This window comes from Sphingomonas beigongshangi, from assembly GCF_016820445.1.
Classification (GTDB): domain Bacteria; phylum Pseudomonadota; class Alphaproteobacteria; order Sphingomonadales; family Sphingomonadaceae; genus Sphingomonas; species Sphingomonas beigongshangi.
In genome coordinates, this window is record NZ_JADHDT010000002.1 from 409350 (window position 1) to 433970 (window position 24621).

General features: G+C 68.8%; 25 protein-coding genes and 1 tRNA gene. 19 read left to right on the forward strand and 7 right to left on the reverse strand.

Annotation, left to right across the window (positions count from 1 at the left end; genetic code table 11):
• Nucleotides 1–111 precede the first annotated feature (111 nt).
• From rpsD to aguB, 6 genes are all read left to right on the forward strand, one after another.
• Nucleotides 112–726 carry a 30S ribosomal protein S4 gene (gene rpsD / locus IQ292_RS05245; RefSeq protein WP_203309242.1) on the forward strand — a complete coding sequence of 205 codons (615 nt, stop codon included), beginning with the start codon at nucleotides 112–114 and terminating at the stop codon, nucleotides 724–726.
• Between the two features lie 223 nt (nucleotides 727–949).
• The gene (locus IQ292_RS05250; protein WP_203309372.1) at nucleotides 950–2587 is read left to right on the forward strand and encodes a M28 family metallopeptidase; all 1638 of its coding nucleotides are present in this window, start codon (nucleotides 950–952) and stop codon (nucleotides 2585–2587) included.
• Nucleotides 2584–3576, forward strand: coding sequence for an agmatine deiminase family protein (locus tag IQ292_RS05255; protein WP_338057588.1), 993 nt, complete (start codon nucleotides 2584–2586; stop codon nucleotides 3574–3576). Before IQ292_RS05250 ends, IQ292_RS05255 begins: the two co-directional genes overlap by 4 nt.
• Nucleotides 3577–3665: 89 nt before the next feature.
• Nucleotides 3666–4685: a hypothetical protein gene (locus IQ292_RS05260; RefSeq protein ID WP_203309243.1), complete on the forward strand. Its 1020-nt coding sequence runs from the start codon at nucleotides 3666–3668 to the stop codon at nucleotides 4683–4685.
• Between the two features lie 19 nt (nucleotides 4686–4704).
• The gene (locus tag IQ292_RS05265) at nucleotides 4705–5055 is read left to right on the forward strand and encodes a DUF3147 family protein (protein WP_203309244.1); all 351 of its coding nucleotides are present in this window, start codon (nucleotides 4705–4707) and stop codon (nucleotides 5053–5055) included.
• Between the two features lie 8 nt (nucleotides 5056–5063).
• The gene (gene aguB, locus IQ292_RS05270; RefSeq protein ID WP_203309245.1) at nucleotides 5064–5939 is read left to right on the forward strand and encodes an N-carbamoylputrescine amidase; all 876 of its coding nucleotides are present in this window, start codon (nucleotides 5064–5066) and stop codon (nucleotides 5937–5939) included.
• 11 nt (nucleotides 5940–5950) lie between these two features.
• Here aguB and IQ292_RS05275 read toward each other — a convergent pair whose 3' ends face one another.
• The gene (locus tag IQ292_RS05275) at nucleotides 5951–6649 is read right to left on the reverse strand and encodes a uracil-DNA glycosylase (RefSeq protein ID WP_203309246.1); all 699 of its coding nucleotides are present in this window, start codon (nucleotides 6647–6649) and stop codon (nucleotides 5951–5953) included.
• An 89-nt stretch (nucleotides 6650–6738) separates the two neighbouring features.
• Here IQ292_RS05275 and folK point away from each other — a divergent pair, with 89 nt between their 5' ends.
• The 3 genes from folK (at nucleotide 6739) to IQ292_RS05290 (ending at nucleotide 8156) form a co-directional block, all read left to right on the forward strand.
• Nucleotides 6739–7218: a 2-amino-4-hydroxy-6-hydroxymethyldihydropteridine diphosphokinase gene (gene folK, locus IQ292_RS05280; protein WP_203309247.1), complete on the forward strand. Its 480-nt coding sequence runs from the start codon at nucleotides 6739–6741 to the stop codon at nucleotides 7216–7218.
• Between the two features lie 23 nt (nucleotides 7219–7241).
• A tRNA-Lys gene (locus IQ292_RS05285) sits at nucleotides 7242–7317 on the forward strand.
• Between the two features lie 122 nt (nucleotides 7318–7439).
• Nucleotides 7440–8156 (forward strand): phosphatase PAP2 family protein, encoded by a 717-nt coding sequence (locus IQ292_RS05290; protein ID WP_203309248.1) that lies wholly within the window; start codon nucleotides 7440–7442, stop codon nucleotides 8154–8156.
• A gap of 59 nt (nucleotides 8157–8215) precedes the next feature.
• Here the strand turns inward: IQ292_RS05290 and galE are convergent, their stop codons facing one another.
• A complete protein-coding gene (galE, locus tag IQ292_RS05295; RefSeq protein ID WP_203309249.1) occupies nucleotides 8216–9214 on the reverse strand; it encodes a UDP-glucose 4-epimerase GalE in 999 nt (332 codons plus the stop codon).
• Nucleotides 9215–9285: 71 nt separating this feature from the next.
• Between galE and msrA the strand changes: the two genes are divergently transcribed.
• A complete protein-coding gene (gene msrA, locus IQ292_RS05300; protein WP_203309250.1) occupies nucleotides 9286–9831 on the forward strand; it encodes a peptide-methionine (S)-S-oxide reductase MsrA in 546 nt (181 codons plus the stop codon).
• Between the two features lie 130 nt (nucleotides 9832–9961).
• Here msrA and IQ292_RS05305 read toward each other — a convergent pair whose 3' ends face one another.
• Nucleotides 9962–10885, reverse strand: a complete 924-nt coding sequence (locus tag IQ292_RS05305; protein ID WP_238940803.1) for an L-threonylcarbamoyladenylate synthase — start codon at nucleotides 10883–10885, stop codon at nucleotides 9962–9964.
• 38 nt (nucleotides 10886–10923) lie between these two features.
• On the opposite strand from IQ292_RS05305, the gene IQ292_RS05310 reads away from it, so the two are divergent.
• Both IQ292_RS05310 and IQ292_RS05315 read left to right on the forward strand, forming a co-directional pair.
• Nucleotides 10924–12627, forward strand: coding sequence for an acyl-CoA dehydrogenase family protein (locus IQ292_RS05310; RefSeq protein ID WP_203309251.1), 1704 nt, complete (start codon nucleotides 10924–10926; stop codon nucleotides 12625–12627).
• Nucleotides 12628–12767: 140 nt separating this feature from the next.
• Nucleotides 12768–13598: an arylamine N-acetyltransferase family protein gene (locus IQ292_RS05315; protein ID WP_203309252.1), complete on the forward strand. Its 831-nt coding sequence runs from the start codon at nucleotides 12768–12770 to the stop codon at nucleotides 13596–13598.
• A 54-nt stretch (nucleotides 13599–13652) separates the two neighbouring features.
• Here IQ292_RS05315 and IQ292_RS05320 read toward each other — a convergent pair whose 3' ends face one another.
• On the reverse strand, nucleotides 13653–14009 hold the full coding sequence (locus tag IQ292_RS05320) for a GntR family transcriptional regulator (RefSeq protein ID WP_203309253.1): 357 nt from the start codon (nucleotides 14007–14009) through the stop codon (nucleotides 13653–13655).
• A 37-nt stretch (nucleotides 14010–14046) separates the two neighbouring features.
• Complete coding sequence (locus tag IQ292_RS05325; protein ID WP_203309254.1) at nucleotides 14047–14625, reverse strand: nitroreductase family protein; 579 nt, start codon at nucleotides 14623–14625, stop codon at nucleotides 14047–14049.
• Nucleotides 14626–14773: 148 nt separating this feature from the next.
• Between IQ292_RS05325 and IQ292_RS05330 the strand changes: the two genes are divergently transcribed.
• Nucleotides 14774–16369, forward strand: a complete 1596-nt coding sequence (locus IQ292_RS05330; protein ID WP_203309255.1) for a peptide MFS transporter — start codon at nucleotides 14774–14776, stop codon at nucleotides 16367–16369.
• Nucleotides 16370–16486: 117 nt separating this feature from the next.
• Here IQ292_RS05330 and IQ292_RS05335 read toward each other — a convergent pair whose 3' ends face one another.
• Together IQ292_RS05335 and IQ292_RS05340 are read right to left on the reverse strand one after the other, a co-directional pair.
• Nucleotides 16487–17479: an aldo/keto reductase gene (locus IQ292_RS05335; protein ID WP_203309256.1), complete on the reverse strand. Its 993-nt coding sequence runs from the start codon at nucleotides 17477–17479 to the stop codon at nucleotides 16487–16489.
• Complete coding sequence (locus tag IQ292_RS05340; protein WP_203309257.1) at nucleotides 17457–18707, reverse strand: dicarboxylate/amino acid:cation symporter; 1251 nt, start codon at nucleotides 18705–18707, stop codon at nucleotides 17457–17459. Before IQ292_RS05340 ends, IQ292_RS05335 begins: the two co-directional genes overlap by 23 nt.
• 57 nt (nucleotides 18708–18764) lie before the next feature.
• Here IQ292_RS05340 and glmM point away from each other — a divergent pair, with 57 nt between their 5' ends.
• The 6 genes from glmM to folP all read left to right on the forward strand — a co-directional run bounded on the left by glmM (nucleotide 18765) and on the right by folP (nucleotide 24591).
• Complete coding sequence (gene glmM / locus IQ292_RS05345; RefSeq protein WP_203309258.1) at nucleotides 18765–20108, forward strand: phosphoglucosamine mutase; 1344 nt, start codon at nucleotides 18765–18767, stop codon at nucleotides 20106–20108.
• A complete protein-coding gene (locus IQ292_RS05350) occupies nucleotides 20108–20332 on the forward strand; it encodes a DUF1272 domain-containing protein (protein ID WP_203309259.1) in 225 nt (74 codons plus the stop codon). Before glmM ends, IQ292_RS05350 begins: the two co-directional genes overlap by 1 nt.
• A gap of 319 nt (nucleotides 20333–20651) precedes the next feature.
• Nucleotides 20652–21419, forward strand: a complete 768-nt coding sequence (gene thiD, locus IQ292_RS05355; RefSeq protein ID WP_203309260.1) for a bifunctional hydroxymethylpyrimidine kinase/phosphomethylpyrimidine kinase — start codon at nucleotides 20652–20654, stop codon at nucleotides 21417–21419.
• Nucleotides 21407–22024, forward strand: coding sequence for a ribonuclease HII (locus IQ292_RS05360; protein ID WP_203309261.1), 618 nt, complete (start codon nucleotides 21407–21409; stop codon nucleotides 22022–22024). The genes thiD and IQ292_RS05360 overlap by 13 nt, the downstream gene beginning before the upstream one ends.
• Before the next feature lie 217 nt (nucleotides 22025–22241).
• The gene (locus tag IQ292_RS05365) at nucleotides 22242–23405 is read left to right on the forward strand and encodes a site-specific DNA-methyltransferase (protein WP_203309262.1); all 1164 of its coding nucleotides are present in this window, start codon (nucleotides 22242–22244) and stop codon (nucleotides 23403–23405) included.
• Nucleotides 23406–23535: 130 nt separating this feature from the next.
• The gene (gene folP / locus IQ292_RS05370) at nucleotides 23536–24591 is read left to right on the forward strand and encodes a dihydropteroate synthase (RefSeq protein ID WP_203309263.1); all 1056 of its coding nucleotides are present in this window, start codon (nucleotides 23536–23538) and stop codon (nucleotides 24589–24591) included.
• Nucleotides 24592–24621 lie beyond the last annotated feature (30 nt).

The window sequence follows — 24621 nt, forward strand, 5'->3', positions numbered from 1 at the left end:
CGGTGAAGCGGCGGGCCTGCCCTCCTTGTTGGAGACCAGCAGCGCGATACCGGGACCACCCCTGCGGCCCAAGCTGCAGGATCACGTCGTTGTAGTTGCCAAGGAATCATTATGTCGAAGCGTGCAAGCGCCAAGTACAAGCTCGACCGGCGCATGGGCGAGAACATCTGGGGCCGCCCGAAGAGCCCCGTCAACAAGCGTGAATATGGCCCGGGCCAGCATGGCCAGCGTCGCAAGGGCAAGGTTTCCGACTTCGGCCTGCAGCTGCGCGCGAAGCAGAAGCTCAAGGGCTATTACGGCGACGTCACCGAGAAGCAGTTCCGCGCCTGCTACACCGAGGCGGCGCGCATGAAGGGCGACACCAGCCAGAACCTGATCGGCCTGCTCGAGCAGCGTCTCGACATGATCGTCTATCGCGCCAAGTTCGCGCCGACGATCTTCGCCGCGCGCCAGCTCGTCAGCCACGGCCACATCCGCGTCAACGGCGTGAAGTGCAACATCGCGTCGCGCCGCTGCTACGTCGGCGACGAGATCTCGCTGGGCAAGAAGGCGCAGGAAATGGCGCTGGTGCTTGAGGCGCAGGGCCTGGCCGAGCGTGACGTTCCCGATTACGTCGCCGCCGACGGCAACGCCAAGGTCTCGCTGGTCCGCGTCCCGACGCTGGACGAGGTGCCTTATCCGGTGAAGATGGAGCCGAACCTGGTGGTCGAGTTCTACTCGCGCTAAGTTGAGAAAAGGCGAGACCAACCGGAGGCGCCACGGCGCCGTTCGGCGGTCGGTCGAAAAGGGCGGTCCCGTCGGGGCCGCCCTTTTTCTTGGACGAGGGGCAAGGGTGCATCCCGCCCGCTGCCGGTATAGCGTCGGGGCGCGACGCGCGGGGATCACGAACGTGGACAAGCCCCCCACCTCGCGGCACAAGACGCGGCATGTCGCCATGCCGGAGTTCCTGATGCGCCGTCCTTTTCTCGCCGCCCTCCTCTTCGCCACCGCGGCGCCCGCCACCGCGCAGACCCTGCCGCAAATCTCTGTCGAGACGATGAAGGAGGTCACGAAGACCCTGTCGTCGGACGCGTTCGAAGGACGCGCGCCGGGCAGCGCGGGCGAGACCAAGACGCTCGCCTATCTGCAGCAGCAGTTCGAGAAGGCGGGGCTGAAGCCCGGCAACAAGGGCAAGTGGCTGCAGGACGTGCCGCTGGTCGAGATCACCGCTAAGAACGTGACGCCGCTCACCATCACCGGCGGCAAGACCCCGCTCAGCCTAGCCTATGGCCCAGACATGGTCGTCGGCACCTATCGCGTCACGCCGCATATCGATGTGAAGGACAGCGACGTCGTCTTCGCCGGCTATGGCATCGTCGCGCCTGAAAAGGGCTGGAACGACTATGCCGGCCTCGACGTGAAGGGGAAGACGGTGATCGTGCTGATCAACGATCCCGACTGGCAGCAGAAGGATCTGAACGGCCCATTCAACGGCCGGGCGATGACCTATTACGGCCGCTGGACGTACAAATACGAAGAAGCGGCGCGCCAGGGCGCGGCGGCGGTGATCATCGTCCATCAGACCGAACCCGCCGCCTATGGCTGGAACGTCGTCCGGTCGAGCAATACCGGACCAGCGCATGTCGCGGACGCCGCCAACGGCCACATGGACGATACCGCCGTGCACGGCTGGATGCAGCTGGACAAGGCGCGCGCGCTGTTCGCCAGTGCGGGCAAGGACTTCGACCAGCTGGCCGCCGCCGCCAGGGTTAAGGGGTTCAAGGCGGTCCCGCTGGGCGTCAAGGCGTCCGTCTCGTTCGACAACGACATCACCAAGCAGGTGTCGCACAATGTCGTCGGTATCCTGCCGGGGCGCGAGGCGCCGAACGAATATGTGCTGCTGTCGGCGCATTGGGACCATCTGGGCCATTGCACGCCGGTCAACGGTGACGGCATCTGCAACGGCGCGATCGACAATGCGGACGGTACCGCGGCGCTCGTCGCGTTGGCTGAGGCCAATGCCAAGGCGGGACCGGCCCGCCGCTCGATGGTGTTCGTCGCGCTGACGGCGGAGGAATCGGGGCTGCTCGGCTCCGCTTACTATGGCGACAACCCGATCTATCCGCTCAGCCAGACGGTGGGCGGTGCCAATATGGACGCGCTCGCGATGTACGGGCCGGCGAAGGACGTGATCGTCATCGGCCCGGGCAAGTCGGAACTCGACCGCTATCTGAACGCGGCGCTTGCGCGGCAGGGCCGCACCGCCACGCCCGAGCCGACGCCGGAAAAGGGTTTCTATTACCGCTCCGACCATTTCAGCCTGGCGAAGCATGGCGTGCCGATGGTCTATTTCGAAACCGGGCAGGACCTGGTGACGGGCGGCCGTGCGGCGGGCGCCGCGGCGGCCAAGGATTACGAGGAGCATCGTTACCACGCGCCTCAGGACGAATATGATCCCAAATGGGATTGGCGCGGGGTGGAGCAGGACGTGCAGCTCTATTACATGATCGCGCGCGATCTCGCGGACGGACGCGACTGGCCCAACTGGATGCCGGGCGACGAATTCCGCGCGATCCGAGACAAGAGCCGCGCAGGAGCTTCGCAGTGACCCTTGCCGTGACGAACACCCCGAACCGTCCCACGCCGCCGGCCGAATGGGCGCCGCACAAGGCGGTGTGGATCGGCTTTCCCAGCCATCCCGAATTGTGGGTGGACGATCTCGCTCCCGCGCGTGAGGAGGTCGTCGCGTTCGCGCGCGCCGTCCACGCCGAGGGACGCGGAGAGGCGGTGATTCTCGTCGCGGCCGATGCGGAAGCAGGCGAGGCCGCCGAGAGCATGGCGCCCTTCGCGCAGGTGGTGGTGGAGCCGTTCGGCGACATCTGGTTGCGCGATACCGCACCGATCCTGCTCGACAACGGCGAGGCGGCCGACTTCGATTTCAACGGCTGGGGCGGCAAATACGATCTGCCGGGGGACGATTCGATCGGGCTGCGGCTCGGCAGGTCGATCGGCGCGAAGGTCGGCTATTGCAACTGGGTGCTCGAGGGCGGGGCGATCGACGGCGACGGCGCGGGCACCGTTGTGACGACCGAGCAATGCCTACTCAACGCCAATCGCAATCCTACGATGAGCAAGGCGGACATCGAGCGCCGACTGCGCGAGGATCTGGGCTTCACGCGTATCGTGTGGCTCGGCGACGGCCTGCTCAACGACCATACTGACGGCCATGTCGACAATCTCGCGCGGTTCGTCGGCGAGGGACGCGTCGCCTTGCCGCAGGCGGCGGAGAACGACCCCAATTGGCAGGTGTTTCAGCATGCCGAACGCGACGCGCGCGCTGCTGGTCTGGAGGTGGTGCTGATCCCCTCGCCGGGGCGCGTGCTGCGCGACGAGGAGGTCGTGCCCGCAAGCTACATGAATTTCTTCATCGGCAACGCCGCGGTGGTCGTGCCGCTGTACGGCAGCGAGAACGACGCGGCCGCCGTCGCCGCGATCCAGGCGATCTTCCCCGACCGGACCGCCGTGGGCCTGCGCGCGGACCATATCCTGACCGGTGGCGGCAGCTTCCACTGCATCAGTCAACAGATCCCGGCGTGATGGACAGGCGCGCGCCGGACGCCTAGTCTGCCGGGCGCCTGCGTACGGGGCGGTGATCCTCGGGCGGGACGACGCGAGGGATGGCGGCGATGACGTTCGCGACGATCGGCACGACGGAGCAGGCGCGGCGACGGACGATCCTGGCGCATGTGCTGCCGATCACCGCATTAGGGGCGGCGGCAATGGCGACGCGCACCGCCCCCGCGCTGAATCATCCCCGTATCGCCGCGCTGCTGTTCGTCTGGATCGCATGCGACGCGCTGACGCTCGGATTGGTTGCGCGCCGGCGCCGGCCGCTCCCGCGGCAGGTGCTCGCGACGCTGGCGGGCGGTGCCTTCGCAGCCTGGATGCTCTCGCCCGCGCCGTTGCGCGGGGTGATCGTCGCGACCCCTTGGCTCGCCGCGGCGATGATGCTGGTCGTGACGCTGCATGCCGGCGTGCGCCTCGTCCGCGTCGGCGCGCTGCTGCCGCGGACCGACCTGCGCGACGCTGACGGCTGGCGCGTGCTGCTGTCGGAGATGCTGCCCCCTGCGGTCGCGCGCGTGCTGATCGCGGAGGTGCGGCTGCTCCACCTCGCGCTATTCCGCTGGAGCGCGCCTGCGGACATTCCGGCCGGGACACGCGGCTTCGCCTATCATCGCCAGCTGGCGCCGATGATGACGGCCATGACCATCCTGTCGATGATAGAGATCGGCGTGACGCATCTGGTCGTGTCGCACTGGAGCCGCACGGCCGCGACCATCATGGCGGTCATCGGCGAATTGTCGCTCGTCTATCTCGTCGGCGTCATCAAGTCGCTGCGGCTGCGCCCGGTGCTGCTGACGCCGAGCGGCGTCCACCTGCGCGTCGGGACGCTCGTGGACCGGGTCATCGCCTTTGCCGACATCGCCGGGTTCGAGGCCGAGCCTGCTGGCGATCGCGTTCGCGCGGCGGATACGCTCAACGTCGGCCTGCTTGCCTGGCCGAACCTGATGATCCGACTGCGCGAGCCGCTGCCGCGGCGCGGCCTGTTCGGCGCGAAACCGCCCGTCGTGGCCATCGCCTTCCGCCTTGACGATCCTGCCCCCTTCGCGCGTTTGCTGCGGTGGCGGCTGGGGTTGCCGGCATGATGCCGGCGCACCCGGTGCGATGCTCGCGCTGATCGTCCGCGCCACCGTGTCGGGGATCATCGTCGCGCTGGTCGCGCTGATCGCGCGGCGCAACCCGGCGGCGGGTGCGCTGGTCGCGTCGCTGCCGCTCGTTTCGGTACTGGGCATGATATGGCTGTGGCACGACACGCGCGATCCGGTGCGGCTGGCGGATCATGCGCAGGCGACTCTCTGGTACGTCGTGCCGTCGCTGCCGATGTTCCTCGTCATCCCGATGCTACTGAGGCACGGGGTCGGTTTCTGGCCGGCGCTCGGCGGCGGTTGCGCTGTCACGGTTGCACTCTATCTCGCCACCGTTGCGATCGCCGCGCGATTCGGCGTCACCCTGTAGGACCTGTCATGACCGAAATCACCGTCGCCGCGCTGCAGCTCGGCTTTTCCAGCGATATCGACGCGAACATCGCCAACGTCACCCGTCTGGTTCGCGAGGCGGCGGGGAGCGGGGCGCAGGTGATCCTGCCGCCGGAACTGTTCGAGGGCGAATATTTCTGCCGCGTCGAGGACGAAGGCCTGTTCGCCAATGCCGCCCCGACACAGGACCACAAGGCCGTGCGGGCGATGCAGGCCCTGGCCCGTGATTTGGGCGTCACCATCCCGACCAGCTTCTTCGAGGCGGACGGCCCGCATTATTACAACAGCCTCGCGATGATCGGACCCGACGGCGCGATTCAGGGCGTCTATCGCAAGAGCCATATTCCCGACGGGCCGGGTTATGAGGAGAAATTCTATTTCCGTCCCGGCAACACCGGGTTCAAGGTCTGGCCGGCGCCGCCGCAGGCGCCCGGCTGGACGCTCGGCGTCGGCGTCTGCTGGGATCAATGGTATCCGGAAACCGCGCGCGCGCTGATGCTGATGGGGGCGGAAATCCTGTTCTACCCGACCGCGATCGGCAGTGAGCCGCACGACACCAGCCTCGATACGGCACGGCTGTGGCGGCGCGCGATGGTCGGCCATGCGGTCAGCAACGTCGTGCCCGTCGTCGCCGCCAACCGTATCGGCGTGGAGCCCCATGGAGAGGAGGGCGGCCAGACCTTCTACGGGACAAGCTTCATCGCCGACGAGCGCGGCGACATCCTCGCCGAACTGGGCCGGGAGGAGGAGGGCGTGATCACCGCGACGCTGGACCTCGCCCGCATCCGCCGTCACCGCGCCGCGTTCGGCTTCTTCCGCGACCGCCGTCCCGAGCTGTACGGACGGCTCGTCCAGGACGTCTGAGCCAGCGTCAGTCAGCGCGACAGCTGCACCGCGCGCGCGAACACAGCCGCGAACATATCCGGAGTCAGGCGACCCGTGTTCTGGTTGTAGCGCGAGCAATGGTAGCTATCGAGCACGATGCGGTCGTCGGGCATCCGGTGCTCGGCGCCGTGCGCGAATCGCGCCTTGGGCAGCTTGCCGCCCATCGCCTTGACCACCGACTGGTGCGCGATCTGGCCGAGTGCGACGACCAGCCGAATCTTCGGGAGTGCGGCCAGTTCCGTCTCTAGGAAGGGGCGACAAGTGCGGATCTCCTCCGGCGTCGGCTTGTTTTCCGGCGGCAGGCATTTGACGGCGTTGAGAATGATCACGCCCTTTAGCGTCAGCGCCTCGTCCGCCTTGCCGGTATAGCTTCCCTCCGCCAGGCCGGCGGCGGTCAGCGTGTCGTAGAGCAGCGGACCAGAGCGGTCGCCAGTGAACGGTCGTCCGGTCCTGTTGGCGCCCTGGCGGCCGGGGGCGAGGCCGACGATCGCCAGCCAGGCGTCGGGATCGCCAACGGCAGGCACCGGCGCATTCCACCATTGCGGCAGTTCCGCGCGCAGCTCTTCGCGTACGGCTACCAGGCGCGGACAGAGCGGGCAGTCGCGTGGCGGCTCGATGGCGAGCAGCGGCGTGAAGGGTGGCGCGTTCGGCGCTGGGGGGGCGGCGTCGGCGGAGGTTTCGATGGACATGGCTTTTGCGTTAGAGGCTGTTCCACGTAGGGGGAAGCGGTGCCGGCGCCGCGCCGATCCTTCGTGACGGGTCGGTCGTGAGGGGCGCAATGGCGACGAAGACGGTCTATGCAATCGGCCTGGGGTCCAACCGCCGGGGGCGGCATGGCGGCCCCGCGGACGAGGTGCGGGCCGCGCTGGCGGCGATCGGCGGCGTGGTTGCGGTCTCGCCGGTGATCGTCACGCCCCCGCTCGGCCCGTCCATCCGCCGCTTCGCCAATGCCGCTGCCCTGATCCAGTGCACTGAAACTCCGCCGCAATTGCTGGCGCGGTTGAAGCGGATCGAGGCGGCCTTTGGCAGACGACGGGGACGGCGCTGGGGGGCACGGGTGATCGACCTCGACATCCTGCTCTGGTCGGAAGGGCGCTGGCGTACGCGGCACCTCGTCGTGCCGCACACTGCGCTCGCGGAACGCGCCTTCGCACTGCAGCCTCTGCGTCACATCGCCCCCGACTGGCGGCATCCCCTGCGCGGCCGGACGGTGCGTCAATTGGCGGCAAGGATTGACCGGCGGCGCCCGCGCGCCTAGGCCCCCGCACGCGCCGATGGCAGGGGTCCGTAGCTCAGTCGGTAGAGCAAGCGACTTTTAATCGAGAGGTCCCGGGTTCGAGTCCCGGCGGACCCACCATCGGCAGCCCTCTTACTGCGCCCCTATGTCCCGACGTTTACCGGCCGCATGGCGAGGGAACCCGTCCTGCTATCGATCGTCCCCATCGGACCGGCGGGTCACACAGCGCAAGGATCGGAAGGATGACGGACACGGGCGATCATCGCGTGGGATCTGACGTCGCACCGTCGCCGCGGCGCGTTCCACCGCTGCTCGTCGGCCTGGGGGTGATCGCGATCGGCCTCGCGCTGATGTTGGCAGGTGGCTACGCGACCAGCCGCTGGCCCTTCGCCTTCGATCGCGTCATCCTCGTCTCGCTGCGTGCCTGGCATGGCCCAAGCTGGCTGCCCAAGGTCGCCGCCGACATCACCGCGCTGGGCGGAGGCGTAGTGCTGACGATCGTGGTGGTGGCGGTCGTCGGCCTGCTGCTGGTGCAACGCTTATGGCTGACCGCGCTGGCGATCGGCGCGGCAAGCCTGTCCGCGGGGATGATGGTCGACCTCGTCAAGGGGCTCGCGGTGCGCACCCGACCCGATCTCGTCCCGCATCTCGTCGATGTCACCGGCTATAGCTTCCCGAGCGGCCATGCCGCATCCAGCGCCTGCATCTACCTGACCCTCGCTGCGCTCGGCGGTCAGGTGACGCCCGATCGGGCGACCCGTCGCTACCTGCTTGTCATCGCCGTGCTGCTGGTCGGGGCCATCGGATCTAGCCGCGTCTATCTGGGCGTGCACTGGCCGAGCGACGTGATCGGCGGCTGGAGCTTCGGCACGCTGTGGGCGCTCGGCTGGTGGATCGCCACGGCGGGCGCGCGCCGTGCGATCGGGGGTGAGCACCTGGATCGCGCCGCGAGAGACTGACCTGCGATCCGGTTGGCCCGGATTGGGCGGGTACTGATTCGACCCAGGTGGATAAGACTCTACCCCGCCCGATCCGCGAGCTTGCGCTCCCATGCCACCGCGTCGCGGACGATCGTGTCCAAGTCGTCGCGCTGGGGTCGCCATGGCAGCGTCGCGAGGATCGCGGCATTGTCGGCGACGAGTTCGGCCGGGTCACCGGCCCGGCGGCTTTCGAGCCGGCGCTCGATCGTGCGATTGGTCACCCGGTCGACCGCATCGAGCACTTCCAGGACCGAAAAGCCCTGGCCGTAACCGCAATTGAGCGTGTGGCTTTCCGCGGGCCGCTCCACCAGCAGCTTCAGTGCCGCGACATGCGCGGCGGCCAGGTCGCTGACGTGGATATAGTCGCGCACGCCGGTGCCGTCGCGTGTCGGAAAGTCGGTGCCGTAGACGCCGACATGGCTGCGCTTGCCGGTCGCCGCCTCGACCGCGATCTTGATCAGGTGCGTCGCGCCGATCGTCGACTGTCCCGACCGTCCCTGCGGGTCGGCGCCGGCGACGTTGAAATAGCGCAAGGCGCAATAGTTGATCGGGTGCGCGGCGGCGGTGTCACGCAGCATGAACTCGGTCATCAGCTTGGACATGCCGTAGGGATTGATCGGCGCCTTCGGATCGCCCTCCGCCACCGGAACCTTGTCGGGCGTGCCATAGGTGGCCGCGGTCGACGAGAAGATGAAATGCCGGACGCCGGTCGCCACCGCGCTCTCGAGCAGGTCGCGGGTCGCGGCGGTGTTGTTCCGATAATATTTCAGCGGATCGCTCACCGATTCCGGCACCACGACCGATCCGGCGAAGTGCATGATCGCCCGGATGTCATGCGCGCGGATGATGTCGCGAATCGCGGGATCGGCGACATTCATCGTAACTAAGGTCGCCCGCGGATCGACCGCCCAGTCGAATCCGGTCACCAGATTATCGACGACGATCACGTCATAGCCCGCATCGCACAGCGCCAGGACGGCATGACTGCCGATATAACCCGCGCCGCCCGTCACCATCACTTTGCCGTCGATCGCCATAGTTGCGCTTCCCGTCCCAACGTTGCGATGCGGTAGCCGCATCCTATCTTGGAGGCAAAGGAGACCTCATAATGACCGAATATGCGACGCTTGCCGGCGGCTGCTTCTGGTGCACCGAGGCCGTGTTCAAGGACGTGATCGGCGTCGAAAGCGTCGAGAGCGGCTATATCGGCGGCAACGTGCCCAACCCGACCTACAAGCAGGTGTGCGGCGGCGACACCGGCCATGCGGAGGCGATCCGCGTGGGCTTCGACCCGGCGCAGATCAGCTATGGCGATCTGCTCGCGATCTTCTTCGCGACGCACGACCCGACGCAGCTCAACCGGCAGGGCAACGACATCGGCACGCAATATCGCTCCGCCATCTTCCCGGCCGACGATACGCAGGCGGCCGAGGCGCGCGCGGCGATCGAACGCGCGCAGGCTGACCAGTCGGCGCCGATCGTGACGACGATCGAACCGATGGCCGAATGGTACCCGGCCGAAGGCTATCATCAGGACTATTGGGAAATTTCGGGTCGCTCCAATCCCTATTGCATGGCGGTGATCCCGCCCAAGCTGCAGAAGCTGCGCAAGAGCTTCCAGGCACGCTCGAAGGCCGCGTCGGTCAGCGCGTGAACGATGACCGGGCGGCCGTCGCGGCGGCCCCCCGGCTTGCTTGCGTCGCCAAAACGGCAAGCGTTCGGCTTGTCGCACGCAGCCGTCGCGAGGGCTGGCCCGGCATGGCGCGAAGAGGGGAGAGGCGGGATCAGCGGTGCGCCGCGCGCGTCAGCCGGTCATTGATCGCCTCGCCCACCCCGTCCGAGGGGATCGGTGCCACCGCGATACGCGAAGCCGGGCCCGCATCGGCGCGGTGCAGCGCGTCGAACAATCCCGCCGCCGCTTCCACGACATCGCCGCGCGTCGACAGCGACTCATTGCCGCGAATGGCCCCGAAGCCGATCAGCCATTCGTCGTCTTCGGCCGCGAGCGCGTTCAGTCTCAGGGGCTTGGTCGGGGCGTAATGCGTCGTCAGCTGGCCCGGCGCCGTCACCGTGGCGTGTTCCTCGCGCCGCTTGACCGGCCAGGGCAGGGCGCCGATGCCGATCGGTCCTGGTCGCAACAGCGTGCGACCCGCGAGAATCGTCGATTCCAGCCCCGCGTCCGTCGCCCCGTCGTCGAGGATCAGACCGATCCGCGTGCCGAGGCTCGCCGCGACATGCTCCGCACGGGTCGGGCTGATGCCGTTGCTCGCATTGGCGGAAGGGGCCGCCAGCGGTCGTCCGCTCGCTGCCAGCACCGCCTGCATCGCGCGGTGCCGGGGCACGCGGAGCGCGACGGTCGTCAGCCCCGCCGTCACCAGCGACGCGATCGGCGCACCGACACGCAGCGGGAGCACCAGGGTCAGCGGCCCTGGCCAGAACCGCTCCGCCAGCAGGCGTGCGTCCGCGTCGAACACCGCCAGCGCCTCCGCCGCCGCCAGGTCGGCGACGTGGACGATCAGCGGATTGAAGCTCGGCCTGCCCTTGGCGGCATAGATGCGCGCGACGGCCTGTGCGTTCGTCGCATCGGCGGCAAGGCCATACACCGTCTCGGTCGGCACCGCGACCGGTTCGCCGGCGGTGATTCGCGCCGCGGCTTCGGCGACCGCGGCCATGCCGTAGCGTAAGATGCGCGGTTTTGAATCGGCCATGTTCGATGCCTATAAACGGGGCATCCAAGGAGAGAAACATGACCTTCCGCCCCGCCGTCGCCGACCAGCGTTTCGTGCTGGAGCACGTCGTCCGGATCGACGAGCTCGCCGCCGATGCGCGCTACGCCGCCGCCAGCCCCGATGTCGTCAATGCCGTCCTGGAGGGCGTCGGACAGTTCGCCGCGGGCGAATGGGCGCCGCTCAACCGCGAGGGCGATACGGTCGGCGCCAAATGGACGCCCGAGGGCGTCCATATGCCCGAAAGCTTCATCAAGGCGTATCACGATTATGTCGATGGCGGCTGGGGCACGATCGGCGTGCCGGAGGAATGGGGCGGGCAGGGCCTGCCCTTCGCCATCCAGACCGCGGTGCTCGACACGCTCGGCTCTGCCAACATGGGCTTCGCGCTCTGCCCGACGCTGACGGTCGGCGCGATCGAGGCGCTGATCCATCACGGCACGCCCGAGCAGCAGGCGACCTATCTGCCCCATCTTGCGACCGGCGCCTGGACCGGCACGATGAACCTGACCGAGCCCCAGGCGGGCAGCGATGTCGGCGCGCTGCGCGCGACCGCCACGCCGCTCGGGAACGGAAGGTGGTCGATCAAGGGAACGAAGATCTTCATCTCGTTCGGCGATCACGACATGGCCGACAACATCGTCCATCTCGTTCTCGCCCGCACGCCTGACTCGCCGCCGGGGACGCGTGGCATCAGTCTATTCCTCGTCCCGAAGTTCCGCCCGAACGAAGACGGCACGCCGGGCGCGTTCAACGACGTGCGCGTCGTGTCGATCGAACACAAGATGGGCCTGCATGCCTCGCCCACTTGCGTCCTCTCCTTCGGCGACCACGACGATTGCGTCGGTGAGCTGATCGGGCCCGAGCACGGCGGCATGCGCGCTATGTTCACGATGATGAACAATGCGCGCCTCAACGTCGGCCTGCAGGGCGTGCAGGTGGCGGAAGGCGCGACGCAGAAGGCGGTCGCTTATGCCCTTGATCGCGTGCAGGGCGCGCGCGCGGGCCAGCCGTCGCGGATCGTCGAACATCCCGACGTCCGCCGGATGCTGCTGCGCATGACGGCGCAGACTCAGGCGGCCCGTGCGCTCGTCTATTACGCCGCCGGCCAGGTCGATCGCGCGGGCCTCGGCGATCCGGCGGCGAGGAACCGGCTTGAGATCGTCACGCCGCTCGCCAAGGCGCATGGCACCGACATCGGCAACGAGGTCGCGAGCATTGGCATCCAAGTCCATGGCGGCATGGGGTTCGTCGAGGAGACGGGCGCCGCGCAATATTTCCGCGATGCGCGCATTACGCCGATCTACGAGGGCACGAACGGCATCCAGGCGGCCGATCTGGTCGGGCGGAAGCTGGGGCTGGACAACGGCGGCGCCTTCGCCGCGCTGATCGCCGACATCCGCGCGGAAGCGCAGCACGCGCACCTCGTCGCGCTGGTCGACGCGGTCGACGCGATCGGCCGCCGACTGGCGACCGCCGAGGCCGACGACAAACTGGCGGCGAGCTATCCGTTCCTGACGATGCTGTCGGTCGCGACCTGCGGCTGGCTGATGGAGCGACAGGGGCGGCTCGCGACCGGCGACGACCAGGCGCAGGCGGTCAAGCGCGCGGCGGTGCGCTTCTATCTCGATCAGATCGTGCCCGAGGCGCTCGGCCTGCAGGCCGCCGCCAGTGCCAGCGCGGACGTGCTCTACGCCGTACCGGCGGAGGCGTTCGCGGCCTGACCGCCGTCACCGGGCGGAATAGCGCTCCACCGCACTGTCGTTCCCGCCCGCGCGGGGATGACGGTGCGACAAGGATCGTCTCCGTCCGGAGCCGGCCCCGCGCCCTTGCCATACAGGAAAATCCCCCCGAAGAGCCTCTCATGTTCGATCTCGACGCCTATCTCGCCCGCATCAACCTGCCCGCCCGCGTGACGCCCGACGCGGAAGGGCTGGGCCGCCTGCAGCGCGAGCACCGCCTCGCGATCCCGTTCGAGAACCTCGACGTGCGCCTCGGGCGCGGCATCGCGATCGATTCCGACTCGGTCTTCGCCAAGCTCGTGACCGGCAAGCGGGGTGGCTATTGCTTCGAGCAGAACCGGCTGTTCCTCGATGCGCTCGCGGCGCTGGGCTTCGCGGCGCGGCCGCTGCTTGCCCGCGTGTGGCTCGGCATCGCCGCGGCGGGCGGCGCGGTGCCGCCGCTGACGCACACGTTGAGCCTGGTGACGATCGAGGGCCAGGACTGGATCGCCGACCCCGGTTTCGGCGCCAGCTACGCACCGGTGATGCCGCTCGTCGACGGGGCCGAGGCGACCGCGCCCGACGGCGCGCGCTTCCGCCTGACCCGCGAGGAGGACGATGGCTGGATGCTGTACCGCGACGGCGCGGCGGGATCGACCGACGGGCGCGGCAACGGCCCGGGGTGGCAGCCGCAATATGCCTTCACCACGGATGCGGTCTTCGAGTCGGACCTCGCGCTGTCGAACCACTGGACGTCGACCGCGCCGGACAGCCGCTTCACCAATCTGACGATCGCGAGCATCGTGCTGCCGCATGGCCTCGCCGGGCTGACCGACCGGCGCTATCACCGCCGTGCCGGCGCGGACGAAACCGTGGCCGAGATCACCGATCCGCGGGTCTACCGGATGCGCATGAGCCTGATGTTCGGGATCGACCTTACCCGCGAGGAGGTCGAAGGCCTGGGGCTGTTCTGAACGGCCCCGCGGTCCCCGCGATCGGGGAGCGTGCGGTCGGCGCGACGCGCGTGATCAGGCCCGCTCGCGCTCCAGCAGTTCCGCGGTATCGAGCCCGAGCAGGTCGATATAGTCCCTGATCCGCGGCCATTGGTTGCGGACGAAATTGTCGCATTCCGCGCGGCGCAGCTTCTCGGCGGCGCCCGGCAGCACGAACATGCCGACGCCACGCCGGACCTCGACATAGCCGTCGTCCTGAAAACTCTGATAGGCCTTCGCCACGGTCAGCGGATTGGCGCCGTGCTCAGCGGCAAACGCCCGGACGGAGGGCAGCTGGTCGCCGGCGAGATAATCTCCGCGCAGGATTCCCGCCGCGATGGTGCCGCGCAGCCGGATGTAGACCGGGCTGTCCTCGTTGCTGAGCGCTGTCATGCTGCTTTAATACAGCAAAAACGGAAAAGGTCCAATATCAAGGAGTCCAGTGCGAGACGATCCGTGCCATATCGGGCCTGGGTCGTTCATCGAGCGGACGGCCCGGCGTGCCGAGGAAGACGAAGCCCGCGATCCGCTCCGGCGCGGCGCCGAAGGCATCGCGCACCCGGGGCGAAAACGCCGCCCAGCCGGTCAGCCAGCCGCCTGCGAAGCCCATGGCATGCGCGGCGTGCAGCAGGTTCATCGTCGCGGCGCCGGCGGACAGTTCCTGTTCCCACAGGGGGATCGGGCTGTCGGGCCTGGGCGACGAGAGCACGACGACCAGCGCGGGCGCCTGGCGTGCGAACTGGTCCAGCCCGTCCAGCTCCTTCTGCGTCGCTTCCGGCTTCTCCGCGCGGCAGGATTCGACCAGCAGTCGGGCGAAGGCGTCGCGCTGTTCGTCTCCCACGATCACGAAGCGCCACGGCGCCAGCTTGCCGTGGTCGGGCGTCCGCGCGGCGATGGCGAGGATACGGTCGAGCTGCGCGCCGTCCGGGCCCGGCGCGACGAGATCGCGCGGCTTGCCCGAACGGCGGGTCGACAGGAGGGACAGCGGAGAGGAGGCGTCGTTGAACATCGGCGCCTTGTAGGGCAGCGATGCCGGCGCTCCAATCCTCTGCCTGCCGTCGCGTCGCCGTCCCCCCGGTTTACACCCGCTTCCGACTCGTTAGGTTGCATGGCCGAGAGGGCGCCCCGCGGGGCGGGTCAGGGAGTATCACGACCAGATGGCAATCACCGCAACGGCGGGAGGCGGCGTTCCGGCCTCCGCCAAGACGTTCCTGGGGCATCCGCGCGGGCTGTTCATGCTCTTCTTCGCAGAGATGTGGGAGCGCTTCTCCTATTACGGCATGCGCGCCATCCTGGTCTTCTACCTGACCAAGCATTTCCTGTTCGCCGAGCAGCCGGCCTATGCGATCTACGGTGCCTATACCTCGCTGGTGTACATCACGCCGATCATCGGCGGCTATATCGCCGACCGCTATTTGGGTCCGCGCAAGGCGGTGCTCGCGGGCGGCATCTTCATCACGCTCGGCCATCTGCTGATCGCGTTGGTAGAGGGGCCGGTCGGACAGCAGGGCAGCGCGCTCAACGGTTTCTACCTTGCGCTGGCGCTGATCATCGTCGGCACGGGGTTCCTGAAGGCGAACATCTCCGTGCTCGTCGGCGCGCTCTACAAGCGCGACGACACGCGGCGCGACGGCGCCTTCTCGATCTTCTACATGGGCATCAATACGGGTGCGTTCGTCGGTCCGCTGCTCGTCGGTTACCTGGGCGAGCGGGTCGGCTGGTCGTGGGGCTTCGGCGCGGCGGGCATCGGCATGGCGCTCGGCCTCGTCGTCTTCGTGCTGTGCCGGCCGGCGCTGTACGACGTGGGCGAGCCGCCGGTCCCCGCGGCGCTCAAGCGACGCACGCCGGTCGGCCTGTCGATCGAATGGGCGATCTATGCCGGCGCGGCGGCGATGATCCTGCTGTGCTGGTGGCTGGTGCGCAGCCAGGGAGCGGTCGGCAACCTGCTGCTGATCGCCTCCGCCCTGACGATCGGCTATATCCTGATGACGAGTTTCCGCCGCCTGCCCCAGGTGGAGCGGCATCGCATCTTCGCGGCGCTGTTCCTGATCGCGCTGTCGCCGCTGTTCTGGGCGCTGTTCGAACAGGCGGGTTCCTCGCTCAGCGTCTACACCGATCAGCAGGTCGACCGCACCGTGCTCGGCTTCGACATGCCGGCCTCGTGGTTCCAGTCGGTCAATTCCTTCTTCATCATCACGCTGGCGCCGCTGTTCGGCCTGCTGTGGACGGCGATGGGCAGGCGCGGGATCGAACCGTCGGCGCCGTTCAAGTTCGGCATAGGCCTGATCCTGGTCGGCGCGGGCTTCTTCGCGCTGATCCTCGGCGCGCCGGCGACGGGGCTGACGCCGGCGATCTTCGTCATCCTGCTCTACATGCTGCACTCGATGGGCGAATTGTGCTTCTCGCCGATCGGCCTGTCCTCGATGACGCGGCTTTCGGTCCCGAGCATGACCGGGCTGATGATGGGGACCTGGTTCCTCGCGACGGCGGCGGGCAATTTCATCGCCAGCCTGATCGCGCAGGCGACGGGCGGCGAGGGCGCCGGGCCCGGCCGGGTTCTGGAGGTCTATGGCCGGATCGGCTGGTTCGCGATGGGCGTCGGCGTCGTCGTGCTGGTGCTCGCGCCGTTCGTGACGCGGCTGATGCACCTCGACAGCCTCGGCGAACGCCCCGACCACGCGCTGGCGGGAGAACCTCTGAATGCGGAACCGGCCGCATCCGGGCTCGACACACGCGGCGAACAGCGGCCCTGAACTCTCCCCTCCCGCTTGAGGGAGGGATGGGGGTGGGCCGGGGTCTCACCGAGCCTGCGCCAGCGGACAGGCCCACCCCAAACCCCTCCCGCAAGCGGGAGGGGCTTTCCGGGGGCGTTACAGCCGCACCATGGCCATCGCGCGTTCGCCATAGCGCGGCCCCGCCGTACCGCCCCGCGGCGCGGCTTCGTCGAGGCGGCGCAGGTCGTCCTCGGTCAGGTGCAGATCGGCCGCGCGCATGCTGTCCTCCAGCGTCGCGCGCCGTTTCGATCCGGGGATGGGCACCACGTCCGGTCCCTGCGCCAGCAGCCAGGCCAGCGCCACCTGCGCGCCGCTCGCGTCATGATCCGCGGCGATCGCCTTCACCACCTCGACCATCTTCATGTTGGTCGCGAAATTTTCCTCGGAATATCGCGGGTCGCCCCGGCGATAGTCGCCCTCGGGCAGATCGTCGCGGCTGGTGATCTGTCCGGTCAGGAAGCCGCGCCCCAGCGGGCTGTAGGGCACGAAGCCGATGCCCAACTCGCGCGCCAGCGGCAGGATCTCGTCCTCCACCGTCCGCTCCCACAGGGAATATTCGGATTGCAGCGCCGCGATCGGATGCACCTTCGCCGCGCGGCGCAGCGTGTCCGGTCCCGCCTCCGACAGGCCTAGGTGGCGCACCTTGCCCTCCTTGACCAGCGCCGCCATCGCGCCGACCGTGTCCTCGATCGGCACGTTCGGATCGACGCGATGCTGGTAGAACAGATCGATCGTCTCGATCCCCAGCCGCTTCAGCGACCCTTCGCAGGCGCGACGCACGTTCTCGGGGGTCGAGTCGGTGCCTTCCATGCCCTTCGCGCCGATCCTGAAACCGAACTTGGTCGCGATCACCAGGCCGTCGCGCCGGCCGCGGATCGCCTGGCTCAGCAATTCCTCGTTGCGATAAGGGCCATAGACCTCGGCCGTGTCGAACAGCGTGACGCCCAGGTCGATCGCGCGGTGGATCGTGGCGATACTCTCCGTATCGTCCGCCTGGCCGTACATGCCCGCGCCGATCCCGGCCATCGGCATGCAGCCGAGGCCCAGCGCGCTGACCTTCAGTCCGTCACCCAGCGTCTTGTCGTGCATGATGGTCTCCTTCACCGCGCGCAACGCAGGTGGTGACCGCGATATCCATCGTCACGTTGCCGACCGTGCGGAACAGGTCGGGCACCGTCTCCACCGCGACGAGCAGACCCAGCGCCTCGATCGGCACGCCCATGGCGAAGGCGACGGGCGCGACGCTGGCGAAGAAGCTGATCGTACCCGGCAGCGACACCGACCCCATGGTCGTGATCGCCGCGGTCGCCACCCCCGCGGCGAGTTGTCCCGGCCCGATCGGCACATCCAGCCAGCGCGCGACATAGAGCGCGACGGCGAGGTTCATCGCCGGGCTGGTCGCGCGGAAGATCGCCACCGCGATCGGCAGCACGATGCCCGCGGTTGCCGGCGGCACGCGCAGCTGTTCGCTGCCCTTGAGCATCGCGGGGAGCGAGGCGAGCGAGGATTGGGTGCTCACCGCGACCGCCTGCGCGGGCGACGCGGCGCGCGCGAAGCGGCCGATCGGCACCCGCCCGCCGAACCGCGCCAGCGGATAGGCGGCGAGCAGCACCAGGAAGCCGATGGCGGAGACGCAGGCGATGTAATGCACCAGGGCGCCGAACGCCGCCGCCCCGGTCCGGGCGCCGACGCCGTATGCGAGCGCGAACACGCCGATCGGGGCGAGGCGCAGCACCCAGCCGATGATGACCAGCATCGCGTCGGTGATCGCGCGGAACACCGCGACCAGCAGCGCGCGCGGTTCGGCGTCGAGCCGCGTGATCGCGAAGGCGAAGGCGAGCGCGAAGACGGTGAGCGGCAGGAAGGCATCGGCCGCCGCCGCCGCGACGATGTTGGTCGGCACGATCGTGTCGAAGAAATCGGCGAGGCCGGGGACCTTGCCCGGTGCGGGCGTGCCGGTCAGCGCCGCGCGCAGCGCCGCCGACCAGGCCGCCGGCAGGGGCCAGGCGTCGAGGATCAGCGGCTCGACCACCGCCGCCATCAGCGTCGTCGACCACAGGACGGCGACGAACAGCGCCACGCCGCGTCCCGCGATCCGGCCCGCGCGCGCCGCCTCCGCCGTCGCCGCGATGCCGGTGACGAGCAGTCCGACGATCAGCGGCACGATCACCATCTGGAGCGCGTGCAGCCATGCGGCCCCGACCGGCTGCGTCACGCGCGTCAGTCCGAGCGCCGCATCGCGATCGATCGCGACGGCGCCGATGCCGATCAGGATGCCGGCCAGCAACGCGAGCAGGATACGGGTGGCTTGCGACATCGTCTTCCTTGGCGCAACGAGGCGGGGACGATGGCATAGCGAACGGGATCGCGTTTCATGGCAAGGAAATATTTCGGCACCGACGGCATCCGCGGCGCGACCAATGCCGGGGCGATGACCGCGGCGATGGCGATGAAGGTCGGTATGGCGGCGGGCGCCTATTTCCAGCGCGGCGACCACAAGCATCGCGTGCTGATCGGCAAGGATACGCGCCTGTCGGGCTATATGCTCGAATCCGCGTTGGTCGCGGGGTTCACCAGCGTCGGCATGGACGTGGTGATGGTCGGCCCGCTGCCGACGCCGGCGGTCGCCTTGCTCACCCAGTCGATGCGCGCCGATATCGGCGTGATGATCTCCGCGAGCCACAACCCCTATGCCGACAACGGCATCAAGCTGTTCGGGCCCGACGGCTACAAGCTGTCCGACGAGGCGGAGAAGACGATCGAGGGGCTGATCGACGGCGACGACATCCCCCTCGCGCCGTCGGCGCAGATCGGTCGCGCGCGCCGCATCGACGACGCGCAGGGGCGCTACATCCACTTCGCCAAGTCGACCTTTCCGTCCGACCTCCGGCTCGACGGCCTGCGCATCGTCATCGATTGCGCCAATGGCGCCGCCTACAAGGTCGCGCCGACCTGCCTCTGGGAACTGGGGGCGGACATCGTCGCGATCGGCGTGACGCCCAACGGCACCAACATCAACGACGGCGTCGGCTCCACGGCGCCCCAGACGCTGTCGGAAACCGTCGTCGCGTCCGGCGCCGATATCGGCATCGCGCTCGACGGTGACGCGGACCGGCTGATCGTCGTCGACGAGAAGGGCCATGTCGTCGACGGCGACCAGCTGATGGCGACGATCGCCGCGGGCTGGGCGCGCGCCGGGCGGCTGAAGGGCGGGGGCCTCGTCGCGACCGTCATGTCCAACCTCGGCCTCGAACGGCATCTCAAGGCGCAGGGGCTGGGCCTCGTCCGTACCGCGGTCGGCGACCGCTACGTGCTCGAGAAGATGCGCGCCAGCGGCTATAACGTCGGCGGCGAACAGTCGGGGCATATCATCCTGTCCGACTATGCGACGACGGGGGACGGCCTCGTCGCGGCGCTGCAGGTGCTCGCCGAGATCAAGCGCGCCGGCGCGTCGGCCAGCGAGGTGCTGCACCGCTTCGCGCCGCTGCCGCAGCTGCTCAAGAACGTGCGTTTCGCCGGCGGCAAGCCGCTCGAGCATGACGACGTGAAGGCCGTGATCGCCGCGGCGGACGCCGAGCTGGCCGGGACCGGCCGCCTCGTCATCCGTCCGTCTGGCACCGAACCGGTGATCCGCGTGATGGCGGAGGGCGACGACGCGGGGCAGGTCGAAACGCTCGTCGACCGGATCTGCGACGCCGTACGCAAGGCGGCGGCCTGATGCTCGAGATGCGGCCCGACTGCGAACGCTGCGGCACCGACCTTCCCGCCGCGGCGCCCGGCGCGTTCATCTGCTCGATGGAATGCACCTTCTGCACCGAATGCGCAGATGCGATGGACGAGCTTTGCCCCAATTGCGGCGGCGAACTGCTCGACCGGCCAACGCGCACGGGTAAGATGCTGAAGGCGAATCCGGCCAGCACCGAGCGGCGATTCGGGGGATAGGACCGGCCCCTTCGCCAATTCGTCATCCCGGCGAACGCCGGGACCCATGGAAGCGGGAGGCCGGTGTTTCGCGCATCATCGGCGACGGCATGTCCATGGGTCCCGGCTTCCGCCGGGATGACGGCGGCGTTTCCGGATCCCCGCCTCCGGAAGGAGAGGCGCGCCGGGTCGCGGCGGTGCTGTCCTGCAAGCCCGCTTTGTGCCACCGTCGCGCCATGCCGCTGCTCCTGCCATTCCCTCCCCTTGATCTCTCCCGTAGGCCGGAGCGGCCGTCGGCGTCCTCGTGCGTAAATGTGCGGCCTTTGGGCGCTTCCGCTGCATGATCCCGCGCGTCCTCGTCATCGCCGGGTCCGATTCGGGGGGCGGCGCGGGCATCCAGGCGGACATCAAGACCGTCACGATGCTGGGCGGCCATCCGACCACGGCGATCACCGCGATCACCGCGCAGAATACGCTGGGCATGCAGGCGGTGCTGCCGGTCCCCACCGACATGGTCGTCGCGCAGATCGACAGCGTGCTCGCCGACATCGGCGCCGACGCAATCAAGATCGGGATGATCGGCAGCGCCGAAACCGCGCAGGCGGTGGCGGACGCGCTCGAAGGAACGGGCGTGCCGGTCGTCTTCGATCCGGTGATGATCGCGACCTCGGGCGCGACGCTGGCGGATGCCGAGACGATCGCCGCCTTCGCCCGTCTGATGCGCATGGCGGCGGTCGTCACGCCCAACCTCCCTGAACTCACCGCGCTGGGAGGAGAGGCGGCGGTCCGCGCGCTCGGCCCGGCGTTGCTCGTCAAGGGTGGCCACGGCGACGGTGCGATCATCGAGGACCGCTTGATCGACGCCGACGGCGGGGAGACGGTGTGGACGCATCCGCGCGTCGACACGCGCCACACGCACGGTACCGGCTGCACGCTGGCGAGCGGGATCGCCACCGGCCTTGCCGCCGGCCTGTCGCTCGCCGACGCCACGGGGCGGGCCATCGCCTATGTCCAGGCGGCGCTTGCGGCAGCGCCCGGGCTCGGGGCAGGACATGGGCCGATGGGACATGCCTTGAACGCGATACCGGCGGATCGATGCCGGGCCTGAAGCACGAGAAAGCCTGCCTGCCGCCCGTCGCGGGGGTGGACGAGGCGGGGCGGGGCCCGCTCGCCGGACCCGTCGTCGCGGCGGCCGTGATCCTGCCCGCGCGTGGCGTGCCGCGCGGGCTGGACGATTCGAAGAAGCTGCCTGCCGCCGAGCGCGAGCGGCTGGCCGTGCTGATCCGCCAGCGCGCGCAGGTCGGCGTCGGCATCGTCGAGGCGGACGAGATCGATCGGCTCAATATCTATTGGGCGACGATGAAGGCGATGACGCTCGCGGTCGAGGCGCTGGGCTGCGAGCCCGGCCACGTGCTCGTCGACGGCAACCGCCTGCCGCGCTGGCGCTATGCGGCGACGCCGCTGGTCGGCGGCGATGGGCTGAGCGCGTCCATCGCGGCCGCGTCGATCGTCGCCAAGACGGTGCGCGACGCGATCATGCTCGATCACGCCGCCGCCCATCCGCAATATCACTGGGCGAGCAACAAGGGCTATGGCTGCCCGAAACACCTGGCTGCGCTGCGCGAACACGGCCCCTCGCCGATTCACCGGTACAGCTTCGCGCCCGTCGCACGGGCGGCGGACCTGCTTTCGCCCGCGATCCACGCCGCCTGACCGATAAAAGTTGCGCCGCGCAACAGGACGTGGCGGCTTGAGTCTTTCGCGCCACACCCCCAGCGATTGGGCGCCCGGGGCAGGCGACAGCGCAAAATCTGGGAGGCAAGAGGGTTTGTGCAGGGACGTTCACGAAATCTTGACGAAGATCGTTAACCAATCAGTGCTTGACGAGAGTCTGCGGATTCGCGCTTCTGGCCACGACAAGGGGGCGTAGATGGGGGTTATCGAGAAGGTCCGGCAGCCGCGCGCTGCGGCGCGGGGCGCGGTTTCGGCGACGCTGGCACCGGCCGATGTCGCGCGCGCCATCCTGCCGCTCGACCAGATCATCATGGGCGACTGTATCGCCGCGATGAAGGCGCTGCCCGACAAGTCGGTCGACATGATCTTCGCCGATCCGCCCTACAACCTCCAGCTCGGCGGCGAGCTGTTCCGGCCCGATGGCACGCACGTCGATGCGGTCACCGACGATTGGGACAAGTTCGATACGTTCGCGGCCTATGACGCGTTCACGCGCGCCTGGCTGGCGGAGGCGCACCGCATTCTGAAGGACGATGGCACGATCTGGGTGATCGGCAGCTATCACAACATCTTCCGTGTCGGCACGGCGGTGCAGGACCTGGGCTATTGGATCCTCAACGACATCGTGTGGCGCAAGGCCAATCCAATGCCGAACTTCCGCGGCACGCGCTTCACCAACGCGCATGAGACGCTGATCTGGGCCTCCAAGGGCGAGAAGGCGAAATACACCTTCAATTATCGCTCGATGAAGACGCTCAACGACGAGCTCCAGATGCGTTCGGACTGGGAATTCCCGATCTGCGGCGGTCAGGAGCGGCTGAAGAAGGGCGGCCACAAGGTTCATCCGACGCAGAAGCCGGAGGCGCTGCTGTACCGCGTGCTGCTCGCATGCACGAAGCCCGGCGACGTGGTGCTCGACCCGTTCTTCGGCACCGGCACCACCGGCGCGGTGGCGAAGCGGCTCGGGCGGCGCTGGATCGGCATAGAGCGCGAGCCGTCGTACATCGACGCCGCCCAGGAGCGTATCGCCGCGGCACTGCCGCTCGACGAATCGGCGCTGGCGACGATGCAGAGCCCGCGCAGCCAGCCCAAGGTCGCGTTCGGCGTGCTGGTCGAAAACGGCTATCTCGCCCCCGGAGCAATGCTCACCGACGCCAAGCGCCGCTTCCAGGCGACGGTCCGCGCCGACGGCAGCCTTGCCAGCCCATGCGGCGCGACGGGGTCGATCCACAAGCTCGGCGCGATGCTGCAGGGTGCGCCGGCATGCAACGGCTGGACCTTCTGGCACCACGAGACGGACGGCGCGCTCAAGCCGATCGACAGCCTGCGGCAGATCTACATCCTCGCGACCCAGCCGTAGATTGCCGGCACCCGGCGCAGGGCCGGGTCGTCGCCCCGACGAGGGCACGTCTTTCCTTCGAGCCCTGCGCGCCCGCGTCCTCGCCGCGAACGCGCTTGCCTTCCCGGCGCGCAGCGGGAACACACCGGGCATGAGCCTGCACCTACGCCCCGTCCATTTCGTCGATACGCCGATCGGCCTGCCCGACGGCAGCGTCGTGCGGCTCGCGGGGGGCATGCAGTGGTTCGCCGCCTATGAGGTGTCCACCGCCGAGAGTCGCAGGATCGTCTCCGTCGCCGATGTCGCATCGCTTGGCGAACGCGCCGCCGCGCTGCACGCGCGGATCACCGCGCCCCGCCCGCCGCTCGTCCTGGGCGCGCGCACGCTGCGGCTCGACCAGCCCCTCGTCGCAGGAATCCTCAACGTCACGCCGGACAGTTTCTCCGATGGCGGCCGCCACGCCGGCGATCCCGCGGCCGCGGCCGCGGCGGGCGTCGACATGGCCGCGGCGGGCGCGGCGCTGGTCGATCTGGGTGGCGAATCGACGCGGCCCGGTGCGGCACAGGTCTGGGAAGGGGACGAGATCGCCCGCGTGCTGCCCGTCGTCGAGCGGCTCGCCGCCAGCGGCACGCCGGTGTCGATCGACACACGCAAGGCGGGCGTGATGGAAGCGGCACTGGCCGCCGGCGCGCACATCGTCAACGACGTCTCGGCGTTGCTGTGGGACGATCGCGCGCTCGAGGTCGTCGTCCGCGCCGGCTGTCCCGTCATCCTGATGCATTCGCCCGACCCCAAGGCCGGCGGTCATGGCCGCCCGGTCTATCGCAACGTCGCGACGGAGGTGTTCGACTGGCTGGAGGCCCGCATCGATGCAATCGTCGCGGCGGGCGTGCCGCGCGAGCGGATCGTCGCGGACCCCGGCATCGGCTTCGGCAAATCGCTGGCGGACAATCTTGCCCTGGTGAACGCCCTGGCGCTGTTCCACGGCCTGGGGTGCCCCATCATGCTCGGCGCCAGCCGCAAGCGGATGATCGGCGCGCTCGACAATGCGGCGCCGGTCGAGCGCCGGCTGGGCGGCAGTGTCGCGCTCGCGCTCAAGGGCGCGGACGCAGGCGTGCAGTTCCTCCGCGTGCACGATGTGCCGGAGACGGTGCAGGCGCTGAAGCTGTGGCGGGGCCTGCGCGACCGGGCGCTGGCGGGCGGCTGATCCGGCACGAACGGACCGAAGCGGAAACAT